This window comes from Pontibacter locisalis (assembly GCF_042684605.1).
In the GTDB taxonomy this organism is placed as follows: Bacteria; Bacteroidota; Bacteroidia; order Cytophagales; family Hymenobacteraceae; genus Pontibacter; species Pontibacter locisalis.
Genome location: NZ_JBHULU010000021.1, coordinates 405,789 through 424,210 on the forward strand (window position 1 = coordinate 405,789; position 18,422 = coordinate 424,210).

At 44.9% G+C, this 18,422-nt stretch carries 14 protein-coding genes; all 14 read right to left on the reverse strand.

Going from position 1 to position 18,422, the window contains the following annotated elements:
- Positions 1-1,423 (reverse strand): hypothetical protein (locus tag ACFSRY_RS15715; RefSeq protein ID WP_377509805.1); only part of this gene is annotated, 1,423 nt, incomplete at its 3' end.
- Positions 1,424-1,958: 535 nt separating this feature from the next.
- Positions 1,959-3,113, reverse strand: a complete 1,155-nt coding sequence (locus tag ACFSRY_RS15720) for a glycosyl hydrolase (RefSeq protein ID WP_377509809.1) — start codon at positions 3,111-3,113, stop codon at positions 1,959-1,961.
- A gap of 98 nt (positions 3,114-3,211) precedes the next feature.
- Positions 3,212-4,051, reverse strand: a complete 840-nt coding sequence (locus tag ACFSRY_RS15725; RefSeq protein ID WP_377509813.1) for a glycosyltransferase family 2 protein — start codon at positions 4,049-4,051, stop codon at positions 3,212-3,214.
- Positions 4,052-4,063: 12 nt separating this feature from the next.
- Complete coding sequence (locus ACFSRY_RS15730) at positions 4,064-5,311, reverse strand: glycosyltransferase family 4 protein (RefSeq protein WP_377509816.1); 1,248 nt, start codon at positions 5,309-5,311, stop codon at positions 4,064-4,066.
- A 9-nt stretch (positions 5,312-5,320) separates the two neighbouring features.
- Positions 5,321-6,256, reverse strand: coding sequence for a nucleotide-diphospho-sugar transferase (locus tag ACFSRY_RS15735; protein WP_377509819.1), 936 nt, complete (start codon positions 6,254-6,256; stop codon positions 5,321-5,323).
- 38 nt (positions 6,257-6,294) lie between these two features.
- Positions 6,295-7,614 carry an O-antigen ligase family protein gene (locus tag ACFSRY_RS15740; protein WP_377509822.1) on the reverse strand — a complete coding sequence of 440 codons (1,320 nt, stop codon included), beginning with the start codon at positions 7,612-7,614 and terminating at the stop codon, positions 6,295-6,297.
- A 32-nt stretch (positions 7,615-7,646) separates the two neighbouring features.
- Positions 7,647-8,852: a glycosyltransferase family 4 protein gene (locus ACFSRY_RS15745; protein WP_377509825.1), complete on the reverse strand. Its 1,206-nt coding sequence runs from the start codon at positions 8,850-8,852 to the stop codon at positions 7,647-7,649.
- Between the two features lie 5 nt (positions 8,853-8,857).
- Positions 8,858-10,393: a lipopolysaccharide biosynthesis protein gene (locus ACFSRY_RS15750; protein ID WP_377509828.1), complete on the reverse strand. Its 1,536-nt coding sequence runs from the start codon at positions 10,391-10,393 to the stop codon at positions 8,858-8,860.
- 90 nt (positions 10,394-10,483) lie between these two features.
- Positions 10,484-12,859, reverse strand: coding sequence for a GumC family protein (locus tag ACFSRY_RS15755; protein WP_377509831.1), 2,376 nt, complete (start codon positions 12,857-12,859; stop codon positions 10,484-10,486).
- A 4-nt stretch (positions 12,860-12,863) separates the two neighbouring features.
- The gene (locus ACFSRY_RS15760; protein ID WP_377509834.1) at positions 12,864-13,628 is read right to left on the reverse strand and encodes a polysaccharide biosynthesis/export family protein; all 765 of its coding nucleotides are present in this window, start codon (positions 13,626-13,628) and stop codon (positions 12,864-12,866) included.
- Positions 13,629-14,000: 372 nt separating this feature from the next.
- Entirely contained in the window at positions 14,001-14,213 is a 213-nt protein-coding gene (locus ACFSRY_RS15765; protein WP_377509837.1) for a hypothetical protein, read from the reverse strand.
- Positions 14,214-14,524: 311 nt separating this feature from the next.
- Positions 14,525-15,829 carry a sensor histidine kinase gene (locus ACFSRY_RS15770; protein ID WP_377509840.1) on the reverse strand — a complete coding sequence of 435 codons (1,305 nt, stop codon included), beginning with the start codon at positions 15,827-15,829 and terminating at the stop codon, positions 14,525-14,527.
- Positions 15,813-17,192: a sigma-54-dependent transcriptional regulator gene (locus tag ACFSRY_RS15775; protein WP_377509843.1), complete on the reverse strand. Its 1,380-nt coding sequence runs from the start codon at positions 17,190-17,192 to the stop codon at positions 15,813-15,815. Before ACFSRY_RS15775 ends, ACFSRY_RS15770 begins: the two co-directional genes overlap by 17 nt.
- A gap of 63 nt (positions 17,193-17,255) precedes the next feature.
- Positions 17,256-18,413 carry an ABC transporter permease gene (locus ACFSRY_RS15780; protein WP_377509846.1) on the reverse strand — a complete coding sequence of 386 codons (1,158 nt, stop codon included), beginning with the start codon at positions 18,411-18,413 and terminating at the stop codon, positions 17,256-17,258.
- Between the last annotated feature and the right edge of the window lie 9 nt (positions 18,414-18,422).

Genomic DNA, 18,422 nt, shown 5'->3' on the forward strand with positions numbered 1-18,422 from the left:
CCGGCGCCGTCACGTAGCCGCGCACGCGCTGCCCGTAGTTGTCGCCCACGTTGCTCGGCGCCTCGAACAGCGTCAGCTCAGTGGTGCTGGTAGGTGCCTTGGTCACCGGGATATCAGAGATGCCCTCGCCGTAAGCGCCAGCCCAAAACTCTCTTGTTATTTTGCCTGTACCTACAACACTTGTTGTAGTTGAAGGAGCTGGAGCTGGTTCCGTAATAGTAGTAGCTACTGAAGCTGAGCTATTAGGCCCTAGCACAATCCCATTCTGTGCAAGCTTCTGAGTCCATAATGTATATTCACCGCCTTCAACTGCTGTAGAAACAGCGCTTCCAGAGATAAACGTGTTGTTAGTGAAAGCCGCGTGCTCGGCGACGGAGACGTCGTTTCGGTTGTTGTTGTAGCCCCAGGCGGTGACGCCGACGGTGTTGTTGTCCACCGAGTTTGCGAAGGTGGTGTTCTTGCCGTAGTAGTCCTTGCTCCACAGGCCGGAGGTGTACATGGCGAACTTAGAGCCGTCCTGGAAGGTGGCCGAGTTGAGGGCCCGGTTGTGGTGGTAGCGGATGTTGTTGCCCCCGGCGATGCCCATGGCGTAGTTGCCCAGGTTGACCAGCTGGTTTGCGTAGGCCTCGATGTAGGCCGGGCAGGTGGCCGCGTCCCCGTCCCCGTCGGTGATGATGCCCCCGCCCGAGTAGCTGGTGGCCGTGTGGGGGGTGGGGTAGGCCCCGAAGATGTAGTTGTCGTGGATGCGGATGGGCGAGGCCGAGGTGCCGCGCGTGTTGTAGACGTTGATGTTGTCCTCCACGGCCGAGTTGCCCGCCTCGTTTATGACCTGGTTCCAGGCCACCTCCACGTGGGGGGCGGCGTTGCGGTAGTTGAACTGCACGAACTGGGCGAAGGTCTTGCCCCCGTACACCCGGCCGTCGATGTTCTTGGCGACGTTGTAGCGGATCTTGACGGTGTTCCCAGTCGAGCCGTTGCCCTCGTAGCGCTGGCCGATGTAGATGCCGGCCGTGTTCTCCATGTAGCAGTTCTCCACCACCACGTTGCGGAACACGTCCACGCCCAGAAAGCGGCGCGCCTTCTTGTAGTCCTTCCACGGGGTGGGCGTCAGGCCGTAGCCCCGGGTGTGGCGGATGGTGATGTCGGCCGAGTTGCCCAGCGAGCGCACCAGGGGGCCGGCCCCGCGGATGTTGGCGTGCTCGATGATTACCGGCTCGTTTGTGCGGATCTCCACGGCCGCCACCTCCGAGTCCCGCGACTCCCAGTTGCCCGTGTAGGTGCCCCCCTTGGTGATCACCAAGGGACCGCTGTAAGTTTGTGCGTTTGTTTTCTGTGTTGGTAAAACACACACGATGAAAGTGAGCATCAAGGCAATAAAAGCCCATCCAGCTCTCTTATTTACATAAGAGGTTAGTAACTTCATCTAATTTGGCTAAAAGTTGAAAAGTTTAACTATTTTAATAAATGAGCCTTTGTGGTGTTGTCTCGATTCCTTTGGCGTATCCTCAAGACATACTTAGCTCCAATTTCAATTACTTTCTTTTAGGTGTGTTGCTAATTGATTCATATATAAGTTGTTGCAAATATATGTAGGAAAACTTTAGAAATGCTAAACTTTGTGATAGGTTTCTAGAAAAAATTATAGAAACTTGGTAATCTTATATTAAGATTAGCTAAAAAAGATGCCCTTATGAATATAAGAACTGTTTTTGAAGCTCACGGAGAAGCTATAAAAAGGTTTATAATATTAAAAAAATCATACTGAATTTATTTAATATTACTATGTTTTTATTGTAATAGGAGGGTAAAAGTAAAAGGGAGGCTAAATATATCGGTTGTTTAATGCTTTATAATTCAAGCTTTAAAAATACTATTATTAATATATAAGCAGAATGTAATATTAATAAGTTTTGACTCTTGGTTTAAACTAAATAAGTTAAATAACGGGCCAGTTACGTTTAAGGATTCTTTTCCTTAGGACCTATTCTTATTGCATTCCTATCCAATTTTGAAACCCATCTGTCATATTCGCTTTCTTCCATTTCCAAAGTTACTTCTCCTTTAAGGATTTCGTTGTTATAGGTATCAGCCGCAAGGAAGGTACTGTCCATGATCTCATTTCTCCAGGTACCGGTTTGTCCCACTGTTGCCAACACATTATTATACATTTTATTAGCAAACGTGGAGTTGAGTTTATAATAGTCTTTTGCCCAAATACCACCAGTCCAGCAATTGTAAGGAGAGTTATCAGAGAATCGTGCTGCTACAATGGCTCTGTTATCAAACATCTCGATGTGATTGCCTCCGGCAATACCAAGACAATAGTTTCCTAAACCTACTAACTGGTTGTTGTATACCTTTAGGTGAGCCGTAGACAAAGTAGAGTCTGTTCCAGGTGAATCTGTTATTATTCCTCCTCCTGAGTATTCCTTAGCGGTAGAGGGTAGAGGGAAGGCACCTTGTATGTAATTATCATGAATAAGAATAGGGGATTCTGCTGTTCCGCGCGAGTTGTAAATATTGATGTTATCTTCCACCGCAGACTTGTCCGGTTCGTTTATCACTTGGTTCCAGGAAATTTCTGCGTGTGGTACTTCATTACGAAAGTTAAACTGAACAAACTGGGCAATAGCAATACCTCCATAGACTCTCCCGTCAATGTTCTTTACTTCATTATACCTTATTTTGATCGTTTGTTCAGGTGTACCGTTGCCTTCGTATCTTTGACCCAGGTAAATACCTGCTGTGCTTTCCATGTAACAGTTTTCTACCACAATGTTTTTAAAACCATCTACACCAAGAAAGCGTCGGGGCTTTTCATAGTCACTGTAGGGAGTAGGGGGAAGGCCATAGCCTTTGGTATTTCGAACTGTTACATTGGCGGAATAGCCGAGTGCCTGTATCAGAGGACCAGCGCCTTTTACAACAGAATTCTCAATAATAACTGGCTCTCTGGTCCTGATCTCAATAGCGGGTATTTCTGAATCCTTAGATTCCCAGTTACCAACATAGGTGCCCCCTTTCGTTATAATAAGAGGACCATTGAATCCCTTTTCTGCCGTGTGTGGAGATAAGACCATTGCCCTGTAAACAGACAGAGTTGAAAGGAGCAAAGCTATCAAGAGCAGAAACACCAATACCCCTTGCTTTAACCATTTGCTAGAGAAGAGGTACTGGTGTTGCTGTATGTGTATGTATCGGATATCAGAAATCATTTTAGCATATAGCCAAAGATGCGTCTGGCATAACCATTTGCTAAGTAGTAGGGAATGTATGGTCCCGGACAATTTTTTAATGTAAAGCGGGTAAAATCGCGAAGGTTACCGCCCCCTTTAATGTCAAAAAGATGGTTGTAGAAGTTCTTCAGAGATTTACTCTGGCGGTTTTTTCGCTCACCACTTTCTTCAGGATAGGTATAGATTTTTGCGTCATAGTTGCAGTACAGTTCAAAACCGTTGCGCAAAGCTGTATGTGTAAAGTCGTAGTCAGCAACATAGTGCGGGAAGTTGTCCTGATCCAGAAGACCGATCTTTTCAAATACAGCGCGAGGTATAAGAAGGCCTCGTCCGGGTAACTGAGACACCTGGTGGATACCTTTTTGCTGCTCCTTCGGAAGCTCCTGCAACAGGTGCCTTACTTTATTTAATTTAAAGTCGATGATTTCTCCTCCAAAAGCTGGTTCACGGGTAGCTGCATCCATTTCTAGAGCACCTATGATGGCTTCAGGCTTTTCCTTCATCCACTTATAGGTGTTTTCGATGAAATCCGGAGCTGCTTCCAGGTCATTGTTCAATGTCATTACATACTCAGCTCCATGCTGTAACGCATCTTTGATGCCCAGGTTTACGCTGGCGGTCCAGAATAAGCCCCCATCTCCGAATAGTACCTTTACTTCCGGAAACTCCTCCCGAAGCATGTCTGCGGTACCATCCGTGGAACCATCGTCAACTACAATTACGCTGAAACTGGTGTTACTTTGCTTACGGAGCGAAAGCAAACACTCACGGGTAAAGTGCTTGCGGTTAAAAACAGGAATTACAATATGTATCATTTTAAATGAAGGCTAGTTTTCAATAGTGAGTTCTTTGTGCTTTGCCAGTGAATACTTGGCGTAGAACTCATTAATATGTTTTGTTTTAAGTGGCCACGTCTGTGATTTTGAGAAAGAGTATCCGGCTCTGCCCATTTTCTCGCGTAGCTCTGGATTGTCGTAGAGTTTCTCCACTGAACGGGCCAGGCCTTGAGCTGTTAACTCAGGTGTTGTTACGGGTACTTTTATGCCTGCGTTGTCTGGCACAAGGTTTTTCCCGCCGTGCAAATCGAGCGTCAGGACGGGCAGCCCATATGCCATAGCTTCCAGAAACTGTGCTGCCGAAGAATCCCGAAGGCTACAGAACATGAACAAGTCGCTCTCTGTATAAGCGCGTTTTACCTCATCCCATGGCACCTGTCCTTTCCAGTTCACCTTATCCTGCAGTTTATACTGCTCAATAAACTGCGGTACCATATCATGCATGTGGCCATCACCCAGAATGGTTAGCTTAAAAGGCAGGTCAGGTCTTACCTTGCTCAGTGCCTCAAGCACCAGGGGGAGGCCTTTACGTGCAAATAGCCGGCCCACCCATAGTATTTTAAGTTCTTTTGCAGGTGCTCTTTCAGGGTAAGCAGGTGGATAGAAATCTTCAGGCAAGCTCGTGTCCAGGAACATCTTTGGATTAAGGGCTCCTAAGTCCCTGGCCATGTTATAGGTGTCTTCATTTGTGGTTAGCACCAACGATGACCTACGCATGGTTTTGCGTACATCTGGGTTTACCTTCAGGAGTATTTTACTTACCCAAGAGCGTAGGACTTCTGTTTTCCACCAACCATAGAAGTATTTTTTAAAAGCCTTGGGCGCTTCCTGTCCGCCTCCCGCAGGCCCAAAGATGAGCGGCTTGTTCAGGCGCCAGAGCGCTGTTCCTAATTGAAGGCTTCCTATGGTAACATGGTGCACCAGGTCAAAGTCTATCTCTCTGTCCAGTTCTTTTGCCTTTTGGAAGGCACGCTGCTGCCAGTATAGGTAGTGTGGGTAAAAACCAAGGTGATATTCAAAAGCTTTGTCAATCCAGGCGGGTAACTCAACGAACACTATATGCAGGTTTGGCATGTTTAGCCGCTTTACCTCTTTTTCGATGCTTTCCCTACCTTCTACTGTTGTGAGACACCACACCTCGTAACCGAGCTTTGCGGTATTCAACGCCCAGTTCCAGCCATTGCCTAACTCTGTGCCCCGGTGAGGTTCACAAGCGTATGCTGATAATAGTAGTTTCATAGATCTGTATTAAAGGCTGAAGCTGAAAATGCTCTTAAGCTTGGCGCTCACCTTATTCTTAATAAAGTAATTGAAGTTTCTCTTGTCCGACTCAATGTCGCGAAGCACGAAGCGGGGATGGCGCAACGGAAAACTTATCTCCTGTTCCTGCACAAAAGCATTTTTATCGTGGAGGTTGAAAGTATGCGTGGCATCCTCTCCGAATCCTATGTTACGGACCAGATTAACCTCCGGTATAACGCACAGACCGGAGTTGCTATAAACAGTAAATTCCCATTGGTAATCCCACACATCTCCTTTTTCAATATTGGCATAGGTCTTTTCCAATTGGCCAAGACGGTATTTTTCTTCTAGCTTGTTCAGGAAAAGGCCATTGAGATAGCCTTTTTGTTTGAGCTCGGTATAGGTAGGGATATGGAAGTCAAACAATTGCCAGGCACGGCGCCAGGTGGCCCAACCCCATGCATTTACTTTGTCTGAGAAGTAGTACGAGTAGTCGTTGTCGCGCTTCCAGCCATCAAGGTAGTTATTACCGCTTACATGCATTACCCGGGTATCTTGTTTATACTTTTCCAGAACCTCCTGGCAGAACCAAAAGAAGCTCTTAGATGGTACACAGTCATCTTCAAGTATAATTCCCGTCTCCTCGTTCTCAAAAAGCCAGGTGATAGATCGGGAGGGAGCCACGCCACAGCCCAGGTTCTCCTCCTGGAAGAGTGTCTTAACTTCACATTCCCAGTCTACCTGCTCTACAATTTTGCGCGTTGCAGCGCATCTTTCAGCGTCAGAGCTCACGTTAGGGCGCGGCCCATCGGCAGCAACATATAGCTTTTGAGGCTTTACCTGCCGTATGCGGTCAAATACTTTCTGTGTTGTGTCGGGTCTGTTAAATATGATTAGCAACACCGGAGTGTGCAATGTTTCATTTGGAGTAGAAGTACTCATTCTATATAAGGGTTTGGTATATTATAGTACTGCTATTTTTAAGAAGATGTTACCAGTTCTTTGTTAGTTTCTAACTGAAGGCGTCTGCTGGCAATTCGATCCTTGCGGCGGTGGGCAAAGTCTTTTAGAAAAGTAAAATTTTCATTGTTGTTAGAGTCAAGATAAGCTACAGTAAGGCCGAGGATGGCATAAAAGAAGTAAGGTAAAACATAAGACAGGCCAAAGACAAAGCCACTGCTGATGAAAGCCATCAGCAAGATCTGCTCCTGGTCCAAGGCTCTTGCTCGTACAGTTTTTCCGATGGCGTAGAACTTAACCATCCAGATCAGCATCAGTCCTACAAATCCAGTGTAAAAAAGCACATCCAGGTAAAAGCTATGGAAGTGATGTCCGTTACCTCCCTCAAATACAGGCTCATCCAGGTCATCCCGATAGAACTGTATAGGAAGCTCAAAACCTTCAAAGCGCATCCCCCAGATAAAGTTATCCTGAACAAATGGCAGGTAAGACATAAACTGGTTAAACCGCCAGCCGCCAGTGCCCTGCTTATCATAGTTTTCAATGTCAGAAAAGTTCTCCTGAAATTTTTCTACGATTTCCGGATGAATAGAGAAAACGAATGCACTACTGATAATCCCCAGTATCCCAATAACAACTGCCAGGGGGATCAGCTTTTTAAAATTAACTTTGCTTTTTGATTTTAGCTTTACTAAAAGTACATAAACAGTTAGTATAAAGGCTGTTGATATCCACACTGTTCGGTGCTGAAAGAAAATGATCAAAAACAGCACGAAGAAAGCCATAACCATTGTGAAAATGCCGCCTTTAGAAAGGTACTTGCTCATGAAGTACAGAAACGGGATTACCAGCATGTAAATCGATGTGGCATATACGCCGCGCTCATGATTTGTAAAGGCGGAGATGCTGAGAGAGTCTGGGTGAATAAGAATGACATTCAGTAAAAAACCAACAAGGATAAACCAGACCACATGTTTCAGGTCCAGGTACTCATTCTTTTTGTAATAAGTATAGATAAAAAAGGTATAGAAGAACAGGAACACCTTCTGAAAGACGTGTGGGTAGATCAAAGGGGTGTTGTACTTCAAAAAGCTTTCAAACACCAGTCCAACCACATACAGCAAAGTAAGCGCGAACATAACCCGCATAAAAGGCGCCATATACCTGATGTTATACAGGCTGTACCCCATCGCTATCCCGGCGGAAAGCTTCACCATGATAGACAGAAAAGCACCTTGGGTTGCTTCGTTGTTCGGCGCCATCAGTTCCAGGAACATGGTGTCCATCAACATGACCATAAAAATAGGGGCCGCGAATAAGATGCTGTAATTAAACTTCATGCACTACTTGAGTTATTTATTCTGTAACGTGATCAGGCAACCTCTCTTGTTACTTCTTCTTTTACACCCGAAATGCTCCCTTGCCTGGTATATAAGGCATTAACACAGTCAAGGTATTTGTCAACAACAACTTTCTCTGAGAAGTTGGCCTTAACATGTGCAGCAGCTTCCTGCTCGATTTTGCGCATCAGGTTCTCATCATCCAGTAAGCTGGAGGTTGCTTCAGCAATGGCTTCTGGGGAAGTGATATCACATAAAACACCAGCCTTGCCATGGTTGAGCAGTTCAGGTATAAATCCGCTTTTTTCTCCCCCTACAACGGCTGTACCCATTACCATGGCTTCTAGAACAGCCATGCCAAAAGATTCTTCCACGGAGGCATGCAACATCACTTTTGCTTTTGCTACTTTTTCTAAAACTTCATTCAGGGGTAAAAGCCCCAGAAACTTTACACCTTCAGCTAGACCATGTTGTTCTGCATACTGTTGTGCTTCACCGCCTGGTTCCATGCCTACACCAACTAAATGATACTCCAGTGTCGGGTGCTTTTCTCTCAGTCTGGCAAAAGCATGAAGCCCCGTCGGCACACCTTTCCTTTTGGTAAAGCCCATGCTCACAGAGACTATATAATGCCCCTTCTGAGGGCTTTTTGGTACACTCTTTTCAAAAGAAGAGGAATAAAAGTTGTTTAAAACTACTGCTCTCTCTTGTTCGGCTTTTGTGAACTGCTTAAAGGTATAGTTAGAGTTTGCTGCCAGGTGCTTTGCTCTTCGCAAAACCCTATAGTTCATGTACCAGCGTACCAGACGAAACATATCGAATTGCGTGAGTAGTATTCGACGTGCAATATCATGTACGCTTACAATGGTAGGAATACCACTATCCAAAGCTGCCCATGCATACTCATAGGTCCAAAAGGCATAGATGACATCAGCAGGATGAGCAAACATTAGTGCTGTCAGTTCTTCCCGTTCATACTTAAACATGCGTCGACCTGGCTGCGGCTTCGTTCTGCCTATGCATATAGTGAGATTCCCATCCCTTAGAACCTGGTGCTCATTCACTTCACTGGAATTTGTATAACCAATTACTTTATACCCCCTCTCTAATAAAGCGTTAATCAGGTGCGAAGTAAGCGGGAAACCATTTGTATCTGGTAACGAAGACTTATCCAGGCTCCAGTTAAGCAGCTTTAAGTCAATAGGCCCGGATATACCAATAGTTAAGGTCTCTTTCATAAAATTTAAACCCCTTCAGGTTCCTCTACTAAATTTCTTTTGTACCTGGAGATTATCCTGCCATAGTAACTGGAAGAATCCTCTTTCAGACCAATCTTGCTCAGTATCATGCCTATTTCAGCCTTAAGTACTTTGTGAGGGAACAGGAGGGTCAGTGTCAGGAATAATATTCCGCTGGCCATAACCTGGCAAGCCAGAATTACAGCCATTGGTAATTGTGTATCACGTAAAAAAATGCTTAACGGGTAAACAACTGCAGCAATCACCACACCGTTCACCACTCCGGGTATGTAACAGCGTAGCTGACTACTAAAGTTGATTCCCAGAACACGTTTCATGGCATACTGGTACAAGCCTGTACGAATTACTTCACCTATCAATACGGCAGTGGCAAATCCTACAATACCATACTCCCGCAGTAACAGGAACAACCCGATAAGTAAAACAATATAAACTACTGTGATCGTCATCTTAAGGTTTAACTCAGCCTTCGCATCGCAAACAATTCCGGAGAACATGGTTATAAAACCAACTGGGACAGCAAGACTCAGTACCTGTAGCACCGGTATAGATTCTCCCCACTGTTCGCCAAGGAGTATGTAAACCAACTCAGGAGCTGCCACCATAATACCTAGGCAAACCGGTATAAGCACAGCGGCAAGTAACGTGATGCTGGAAAGGTAGACTTTGCCCAGCTTCTGGATATCTTTCTGCAGCTTACTGAAAGAAGGAAAGATAACCTTTGACAGGGTGCGCGTGATGTTATAGATGGGGAGGTGGACAAGCATGTGTGCACGGGTGTAGATACCGAGTTTGTGCATGCCCAATAACTTACCAACAAGTATAATATGTAGCTGCGAGTAAATGTACTCCAGTATACCCAGAAATGACATTTTACTGCCATAGTTAAATAAAGGCTTGTAAGCAGGCCATGAAAATACGGGAAATACCGAATGCCTTACCATAAAATAAGAGCCTATGGCAGTTAAGGTAACCTGTGTTAAGGTAGCATATACCAAGCTCCAGAAACCAAAGCCAAGGTAGGCTAGAACCACACCCACTCCCAGGTAGGAAATAACGTAGGAAATGGTTTCTACTATTCCCAAGGCTTTAAATCGCATTTCCCTCTGCAGTAAGCTAACTGCAGTAGATGAAAGCCCATTGACCATAAAGGAAAAAGCCATCACCTGAACAATAGGGATAACTTCCTTATTTTCAAAGAAAAGGGCAGCAGTAGGAGCAAGAAGCCAGGTAACGCCCGTAAAGATCAGGCCTAGTATAACTGCTGTGGTAAAAGCTGCTCTTATATTTGCCTTGGTTAGTACCTCTTTTTGTATGATGGCCTGGTTTAGCCCCATATTTGCAAAGTAATTACCGAAGCCAAGTATAACGGTAGCTAAGCTTACAAGACCAAATGCCTCAGGCTCAAGGAGTCTGGCCATAACTGACGTATAGCCTATCTGCATTACTGCATTGGCTATAGTGGAAGCAGAAGTCCATTTTAACCCACTAAAAGCTTTAGATGCTAAGCCTTTGCTCATTCCAGCTGCTCGTTATTTATACACAAGATGGCACCCTTACCTTAAGATAAGGGCGCTTTTATTTTTAGGGAACTGTTATTATGAAAAGCCTTACACGTAGTAGTAGCTGGCTTTACGCTTATAACCGTACTCATAGGTGTTGTTGTAGTTCAGGTCGTTGATCACAATGTAAATGTTCTTGACCTTCTTGGCGGCATAAAGGTCATTTACCTGGTTCAGAAGCGCCTTCTCAGTATACTTGTGCTTCACTACATACAGATTTGTATCCATGTGACGCATCAGGATGAAGTACTCTGATACAAATCCAATAGGAGGTGTATCGATCACAACATAATCGTATCTCTTTTTAAGCTCTTCGATCAGCTGCTGCATACGTGGCGTTTCAAGCAGGTGAATGGCATTGTCCGGAATAGGACCGCAAGGAATAATGTCCAGGTTTTCCATATCTGTCTTCTGTATCACATCCTCGAGTGGCTGGTTGTGCTCCAGGTAAGAGGACAATCCTGCTTCGTGGCTCACATTAAAGTATTTTCCGAAAGTTGGCTTACGCATGTCTGATTCGATCAGCACAGTACGCTTACCAGAGAGGGCCAGCTCATTACTTAAGTTCACGGAGCAGAAAGTCTTACCCTCACCAGAAATAGAAGAAGTGACTCCAATCACTTTGAAATTTGTATCACCTAGAAGGTACTGCAAGTTGATTCGGATAGACCTGAAAGACTCTGCAATAGCCGATTTTGGATTATTTTTTACCGCAAGTTTATCGGCTTTTGTACCATGTGCAATTACCCCCAGGAATGGGATGTTTGTAATGGAGCTAATGTCATTTTTGCCTTGAATAGTGTTGTCTACATTATCAAGTAGTACAATAAATGCGGCTGGAATAATAAGTCCGATAACCAGGGCAAGCATGTAAATAACACGTGGCGCTGCATTAACAGGGCCATTACCCCAGAAAGAAGCACGGTCAACTATCTTTTTGTCAGTTGTGTTCGTCGCTAATGAAATAGCTGCTTCAGCACGCTTTTCCTGCAAGAACTCATACTTATTGTCTACAAAATCTGCCTGGCTCTTCAAATCAGCCAGCCGGCGCTCGTTCTCAGGTTGTTTCGCTAAGGTAGCCTCCAAAGATGAAATCCTTCTTTCCACATCCTGAATTGAAATATTTGCTGAAGAGATCAGGTTCTCAAGGTTCGCAATAATAGCGTTTCGAACACTGGCAATTTGTCCGTCTACTTCTTTCAGCATGGGGTTTATTTGGGTAGCACTGGCTTTATAACCGGCCTTCTTGTTATTCAGCTCAGAAAGCTCCAGGAAAAGGTTTGACAGGATTGGGTTCTGAACACCTGCTACGGCAGGAGAAACTGCCTCCGTAAATCCTTCATTATCCTTTATTTCAGTTAAGATAGCCACATAGTACTGCTTATCAGTATTTAGCTTCGCCTTATCATTTTCCAGTTGCTGCAGCCTTTCATAGGTGCTGTTAGCCTGCATGTCAATATTGGAAATTCTGTTTGATGATCTGAAAGTTGACAGTGCCTGCTTGCTTTGTTTTAAAGAGTCGGTAAGCGATGCAATCTGGTTATCAATGAATTCAAGCGTCTTGCGCCCATTTTGGTTTTTCTCTTCCAGATCGCGCGCAACGTAAGTTTCCATCAGCGTGTTCAGGAACAACATCTCCTTCTCAGGAATGCTTCCTTTGGTACTGAGTACAAGCACTCGGGATTCCCGCTCGATTGGTTCGATATGTAGCGTAGACAAACGTTGCTCGACCTGGCTTGCAAGGCTGTTGAGCACAAAGAAGTGTTTTTTAGCTGACGGTATGCCTTCCCCGTTGTTAGCCCGTAACAGGGTGAAGTTCATGTTATTGTCAGTATAGGGTTCACCGAACTTCAGTACTTTTTTAAACCTTAACTCAGGTACAATACCCAGTACTTCATGCTTGGTGAAATTATAACGGGGAATGTTTTCTCCCTCTACTGTTAGTTCGTACTCTTTGTCATTCAGTATCTTGACTTCAAAAGGTACATCCACGAGCTGAGTGCGGGAGGTGTCAAGTTGTACAATATAAGGTGTATTCTCGTACTGCTCCTCAACAATGATATCAAATCCGGTATTGAGCCAGTGGTCAGGCACTACATAAAATGACTTCGAGAAGTCCAGTTGCTGCAGGGCAGCTTTTACCATGTCAGCAGATGATAGTAACCCTATTTCATCCTCTACCTTTATTCCTTTGTTCTGCACATGCAGAATCTCCAGGAGCTCCTGTGCTTTTTTGGAACCAGTTTGCTGATCCCCGAGCAGGATGGTAGACTTGAAGTTATAAATACGTTCTGAACTCTTTACATACACGTAAGCTGCGGCAAATGCAACAAGAGTAAAGGCCGCAAATAAATACCATTTTGATCTGAACTTGAAAAACCAGCTTTTTAGGTCTATTTCATGTTCTTTATTTGGCTTCTTCATTGATTTATCTAAAGAAATTTAAAAACAAAGCCGCTGTGGATATCACACCTAGTGCTGCACTAACAATTACCAGGTTTTCCCTTTTGATCTGTGTCTTGCGTGGTTCCACATAGAGCACATCATTTGGCTTTAAGTAATAATATTGTGATTGTACGAGGTTTGGATCTTTAAGGTCAAGCAGCACAATCTCTGAACCACCTGGCTTCTGGCGGATAAGCTTCAGGTTCTCACGACTAGCGCCCTGGGTTAAGTCACCAGCCATACTAAGCCCCTCCAAAAGGTTTGCCTGTTCATTATAAACGTAGAAGTGTCCCGGGTTACGAACTTCACCTAACACACTAATCTTAAAGCTTATAAGTTTCAGGACAACCGTGGCATCGTTTATATACTTGTCAAGATCTCGTTGTACGCGTTCTTCTGCCTGTTGCGGTGTAAGTCCGGCTACTTTTACGTCTCCAAGGATCGGAAGTCTTATATTGCCCTCTTTATTTATAGAATATCCGCTAAGGTACAGACTGCTGGGGCCTGAAATACCAAAAGCATTGTTTGGATTAATAATGTTAAACTGCTCTGTAAGTTCCGGTTGTACACTTAGCACTTTTATTGACAGGACGTCATTGGGCTGCAGTTCATATTCTTGATAGGAGGTATTATAAAGAGTAGGGGTGTTTTCTTTTAATCTTTCATTTTGCATATAAACCAATTCTTTCTTTGATATACAGGAAGTTATAACAATAGAAAGCAGGAGATAGCATAAGATCTTTCTCATATACGATAATTAAGGATGATGATTTTGGGCTTGAATAGCCGGCTAAATGGAAGTTTTGCAGTTTGACATATCCATTCAGGTGCGAAAAATTAGTTCAGGGTTATATACTTACAGGAGCAAAAAAAGATTCTTATTAACGAAAATATTCTTAAAGATTAATATTAGATATGTGAAAAATGCTCTTTATCTGATTTTGATTTCGTGAGCATGAGAAAATGAGGCAGAGTTTGAAAAGTATAGGTAGTGAGAAGAGTATATGAAGGAGGAGGTAAAAGAAAGGAGAGGGTAGATTACAAAAAGAACCACTTCATTAGTGCTATTTATGATTCGCACCAGTGAAGTGGTTCACCTTTGGCTGTGATATATAGTCAGCTACTCAATCCATTTTGTTCTTCTTTGCTTTACCGCCTCTTGTTCCTGGCGGTTATTACGTTTTACATCTCCCGGGCGACGTACTAATTGCTGGGCGAAACCATTCAAATGCTCAACTATGCCACCTTTTAATTTCCAGCCTTTTGGTATAAAGCCTGCTACCTCTGTTGCCAGCACTTCCAAGTCTGGCGCTACGATAATGTTGTATTCCATAATATTATATCAACTAACTATAGATACAATGTATAGAATTTTTAAAAAGAAAACATCGCCCGACTACGAAAAGTTAGTGAATGAGGTTACATTCTTTTTTATTTTTAGCAAGTAATTTAAATTGTTCAATTTATAAGGCAAAGCAATATCTATTTTGTTGGTTTATTTATATATTTCAAGTTGTCAGATATCCCGAAAACCTTGGATAAAAGGTAAATGGTAAGCGAAGCTTAGTAGGTGAGAGAACTTTCGATGGCTTAAGCTTTTCCTTCCAGCATCCGACCTCACAAGAAAGAGCTTTACATGTACGGCTAAGAGTTGAATTTAATTGTAAATCTGGTCAAACCATCCCCATTTGAGCTCAGCGAGAAGTTAAAACCATGGTTTACAAGAATATCCCTAACCATCGTGAGACCTATTCCTTGTCCGTTAGCCTTAGTAGTATAAAAAGGTGTAAATAGATTTGCCTGCACCTGCTCAGGAATTCCGCCTCCAGAATCCGTAATAGTTAGCTGTGCAGGTTTTAACTTCGTGCCCACTGTTATTTCACCCTCTGAACCAATCGCCTCCATGGCATTCTTCAGCACATTCAGTAACACCTGCTCCAGCTGCTGTTCGTCCAAAGCCACCACCAAAGGCTGTTGGTCCAACTGCCAGATTAAGTTGATACCTCTTCTCTCCAGCTCTGGCTGCAGTAGGCGGTGCAGGTTGTGTAGCAGTTTATGCAGGTCTGTTAAAGTCTTTTGTGGCTGAGGCAGGCGTACTACTTCGGCAAAGTTTGCCATAAAGCGGCTCAGGTTGGTGTTCCGGTCTATTGCTATCTGCAGTACATGCTCAAAATCAGTCTGGTGCTCTTCCTGCAACTGTGGGGCATAGTAGGCCAGTGAGCCAAGTATGGAGTTAATGGCCCCGGTCGTGTTGTTTACTTCATGAGACATTACCCGGATTACCTTTTCGTAAGCCTGACGCTCGTTCTGAAGTATGGCTTCTGTCAGTTCCTCTATCAGTACAAAGTAATGTTGGAAGCCTCTATCAAGAAAATGGGCGCGGTGGCAGCGGTAGGTCCAGATGCCATTAATACGGAAGGTGGTAGACTGTCCGGTTGGAAGGTCTGCTAAGGGACTGGCCCACGCTTCTGGCAGTTGGCTGATGTGCTTGCCCAGTAATTCGTTAGCCTCTAATCCTAGAAAACGCTCAGCCGCAGGGTTAATGCTTTCCACCTGGTTATCGAAGCCCAGCAGGATAATTCCGGCAGGAGAGGCCTGTATGAGCTTGTCCAGCAGGAAGTGCTTCTCGGCCTGCGCTACCCGCTCATGGCGCAGCTGGTCAATCATGCGGTTATACACGTTCACCAGCTCGTCCAGGTCCTTTTGCCCAACAGCCATAAACTTAGTGGAAAAGTCTTTGTCCTTAATGGACTCTATACCTGCACGGATAAGGCTAAGGGGCTTAAAAAAGGATTGGTAAAGCTGAGCCGTTACAAAAACTGAGCACAGTATGAGCAATTCCATTCCCAGAAACAGGTACTTGTTCTGCTGTAGCAGAAACCAGGCACTTATTATTAGCAGGCCATGTATAAACGCAGCGAAAAGTATAAATTTAGTCCGCAGTGTCATAAGGGATATTAAACTTATCCAGGCGGCGGTACAGGGCGGCACGGCTCAGGCCTAATGCTCTGGCAACTTTACTGATGTTGTTGTGATAAAATTCCATAGATTTTTTGATCATGGAGGCTTCAATTTCATCCAGTGTCATGGAGCCCACGGCTGGCAGTATTTTATCACCGGGCTTGGCCGGACTCTGCTGTGCCTGCGCCTGAAAGTCCTCTGCTTCCAACACCTCGTTTTCTGCCACCAGTACGGCACGTTCCACAATGTTTTTCAGCTCACGGATGTTACCCTGCAGAGGCAATTCCTGCAGCCACTGAAAGGCTCTCGGGCTAACCCGTAACTCCGGCCTGTTGTAAGTCTGCTTGAGATTATCTACAAAGAACTTCACCAGGAGCGGAATATCTTCCTCTCGCTCGCGCAGGGCCGGTAGCCTCACCTTGATCAGGTTGATTCTGTAGTATAAATCCTCCCGGAATTTACCCTCCTCTACCAGCTGGGCCAGATCTTTGTTTGTGGCGCATACCACGCGAATATCTAGTTTTCTGGAACGGCTGTCTCCAAGCACCTCATAGGTGCGATCCTGCAGCACGCGCAGGAGTTTTACCTGGCTGTTCAGGTCCAGTTCACCAATTTCATCCAGAAAGATGGTCCCTTTGTTAGCCATCTCGAAACGACCTATCCGGTCGGCCTTGGCATCTGTAAAGGCGCCGCGCTTGTGCCCGAACATTTCGCTTTCAAAGAGGGTGGAGGAAATACCGCCCAGGTTCACCTTTATAAAAGGCTGCAATTTGCGGTTGCTGTTGCGGTGTACGGCCTCCGCGATCAGTTCTTTGCCGGTACCACTTTCTCCCTCTATCAGCACAGAGGCATCGGTCGGGGCAATTTGCCCGATGCGCTTGAGGATTTGCAGCAGTTGCGGGTCCTGCCCTATAATGTTGCTGAAGTTGTATTGCTGGTCCAGCTTTTTGCGTGAAAGGGCACCGCCTGTGTCAGCACTCTGCTCAGAAAGGCTAAGAGCCGTACGAACAGACTGCAGGAGGTAATCATTACTCCAGGGCTTTGTGATGAAATCTGTGGCCCCTAATCGCATGCCTTCCACGGCCAGGCCGATAGAGCCCCAGCCGGTAATCATAATCACGGGCAGCTGTGGATACAACTTCTTAAATTGCCCCAGCAGGGCCAGCCCATCATGGCCAGTCGTGTCGATGGAATAGTTCATGTCCATGATCACGAGCTGTAACGGGTATTGATGTGCCAGTTCCAGGGCCTCTTTAGGGTTGGAGGCTTCTTTGGTCTTAAACCCGTTTTGCTTTAGCAACAGGCTAAGCGAAGCACGTATGGCAATATCGTCGTCTATAATCAGGATCATGATGGGCTGAATTACTGCTGTAATATCAAGTATAAAGATAAATTATTTAATGATAAAATACTGCTATTCTTCGTGCAAAGCTGTGGCAGGATGTATGGCGGCGGCTTGTTTACTCGGATAGAGAGCACACAGCACCACAAGTGCATATATAAGGAGCACAGAGGAGATAATTGCTTCCAAATAAATCTCCGTTCTGAAATTTTCAATCAGGTCCAGCACCGGGAACTGCACGGCAAAGAAGCAACCCAGAGTTAAGCCAAAAGTAGCTATAACAAGTATCTCTCCTAAAAACTGCCTGTACACGCTTCCGGCAGATGCTCCCAGCGCACGTCTCAGGCCAATCTCTGCATGGCGTTTGTTTATACTGTGCCAAAGTACGCCGTATAGGCCCAGAGCCACATTTAGTAGCAGGAAGGCACAGACAATAGCAACGATCAACATGGGCGTAAGCAGTTGCTTCAGGTAAACTCTGCGCATGTCCTCCAGCTGCTGTATGTTAATAGTCCATCCGGTTCCGATCGCTGATGCCTCTTCCATGATCTCTTCTTCGAATTGTGGGGAGGTACCAGGCTTCACTTTTATATAAAAGGAACTCATAACTTTGTCAGCTGTATCCGCTATAGAAAGCCTTTCAAAATAAGAGCTGGCAAAGCGGCCCATTTCTCCCGAAGGCTTGTATGCCTCAATAACACCAATAACTGTTCTGTCGGCTTCACCCAATTTTACAGTTTTGCCGAGCGCAGAGGCCGTACCAAAGAAGTTTTGCGCTACATCTTCCGTGATCACTATGGGGTTTTTATTGGAGATAGCATCCTGTTCTGTAAACCAGCGCCCACTTGTCAGCTTTAGACCCATTGCATCATAGAAAGCATCATTCTGCACAAACACCTGGTTTACCTCGTTCCTCTTGCTTTCATATTTAAGTTCGGTAACGGACATGCTATTGGAGTACGGACCATTGTTACTGGCTAACGCGACATGTTCTACTTGCTTTAAAGTCTCCAGGCGCTTGAGTAACTGCGACATGCGTTCACGTTTTTCGTCTTCAGGCATGTTGTGGGTATTGGCGGAAAGATGCCAGACAGGCTCGTAATTAAAACCAAGCGGCATACGGGAGTTTGCGTAAAAGTTTAGCAGCAAGCAGGATACAGCAAATAGTACCAGGAAAGAGAAGAAGATCTCCACTATCATCAGAAAGTTGCCGCGCTTTCTGTTCCACATTAGTTTAAA

Excerpts from the sequence above, each read along its gene's own strand:
- ACFSRY_RS15725 (WP_377509813.1), bottom strand. The coding sequence starts at position 4,051 with ATGATACATATTGTAATTCCTGTTTTTAACCGCAAGCACTTTACCCGT.
- ACFSRY_RS15730 (WP_377509816.1), bottom strand. The coding sequence starts at position 5,311 with ATGAAACTACTATTATCAGCATACGCTTGTGAACCTCACCGGGGCACA.
- ACFSRY_RS15735 (WP_377509819.1), bottom strand. The coding sequence starts at position 6,256 with ATGAGTACTTCTACTCCAAATGAAACATTGCACACTCCGGTGTTGCTA.
- ACFSRY_RS15740 (WP_377509822.1), bottom strand. The coding sequence starts at position 7,614 with ATGAAGTTTAATTACAGCATCTTATTCGCGGCCCCTATTTTTATGGTC.
- ACFSRY_RS15745 (WP_377509825.1), bottom strand. The coding sequence starts at position 8,852 with ATGAAAGAGACCTTAACTATTGGTATATCCGGGCCTATTGACTTAAAG.
- ACFSRY_RS15750 (WP_377509828.1), bottom strand. The coding sequence starts at position 10,393 with ATGAGCAAAGGCTTAGCATCTAAAGCTTTTAGTGGGTTAAAATGGACT.
- ACFSRY_RS15755 (WP_377509831.1), bottom strand. The coding sequence starts at position 12,859 with ATGAAGAAGCCAAATAAAGAACATGAAATAGACCTAAAAAGCTGGTTT.
- ACFSRY_RS15760 (WP_377509834.1), bottom strand. The coding sequence starts at position 13,628 with ATGAGAAAGATCTTATGCTATCTCCTGCTTTCTATTGTTATAACTTCC.
- ACFSRY_RS15765 (WP_377509837.1), bottom strand. The coding sequence starts at position 14,213 with ATGGAATACAACATTATCGTAGCGCCAGACTTGGAAGTGCTGGCAACA.
- ACFSRY_RS15770 (WP_377509840.1), bottom strand. The coding sequence starts at position 15,829 with ATGACACTGCGGACTAAATTTATACTTTTCGCTGCGTTTATACATGGC.
- ACFSRY_RS15775 (WP_377509843.1), bottom strand. The coding sequence starts at position 17,192 with ATGATCCTGATTATAGACGACGATATTGCCATACGTGCTTCGCTTAGC.
- ACFSRY_RS15780 (WP_377509846.1), bottom strand. The coding sequence starts at position 18,413 with ATGTGGAACAGAAAGCGCGGCAACTTTCTGATGATAGTGGAGATCTTC.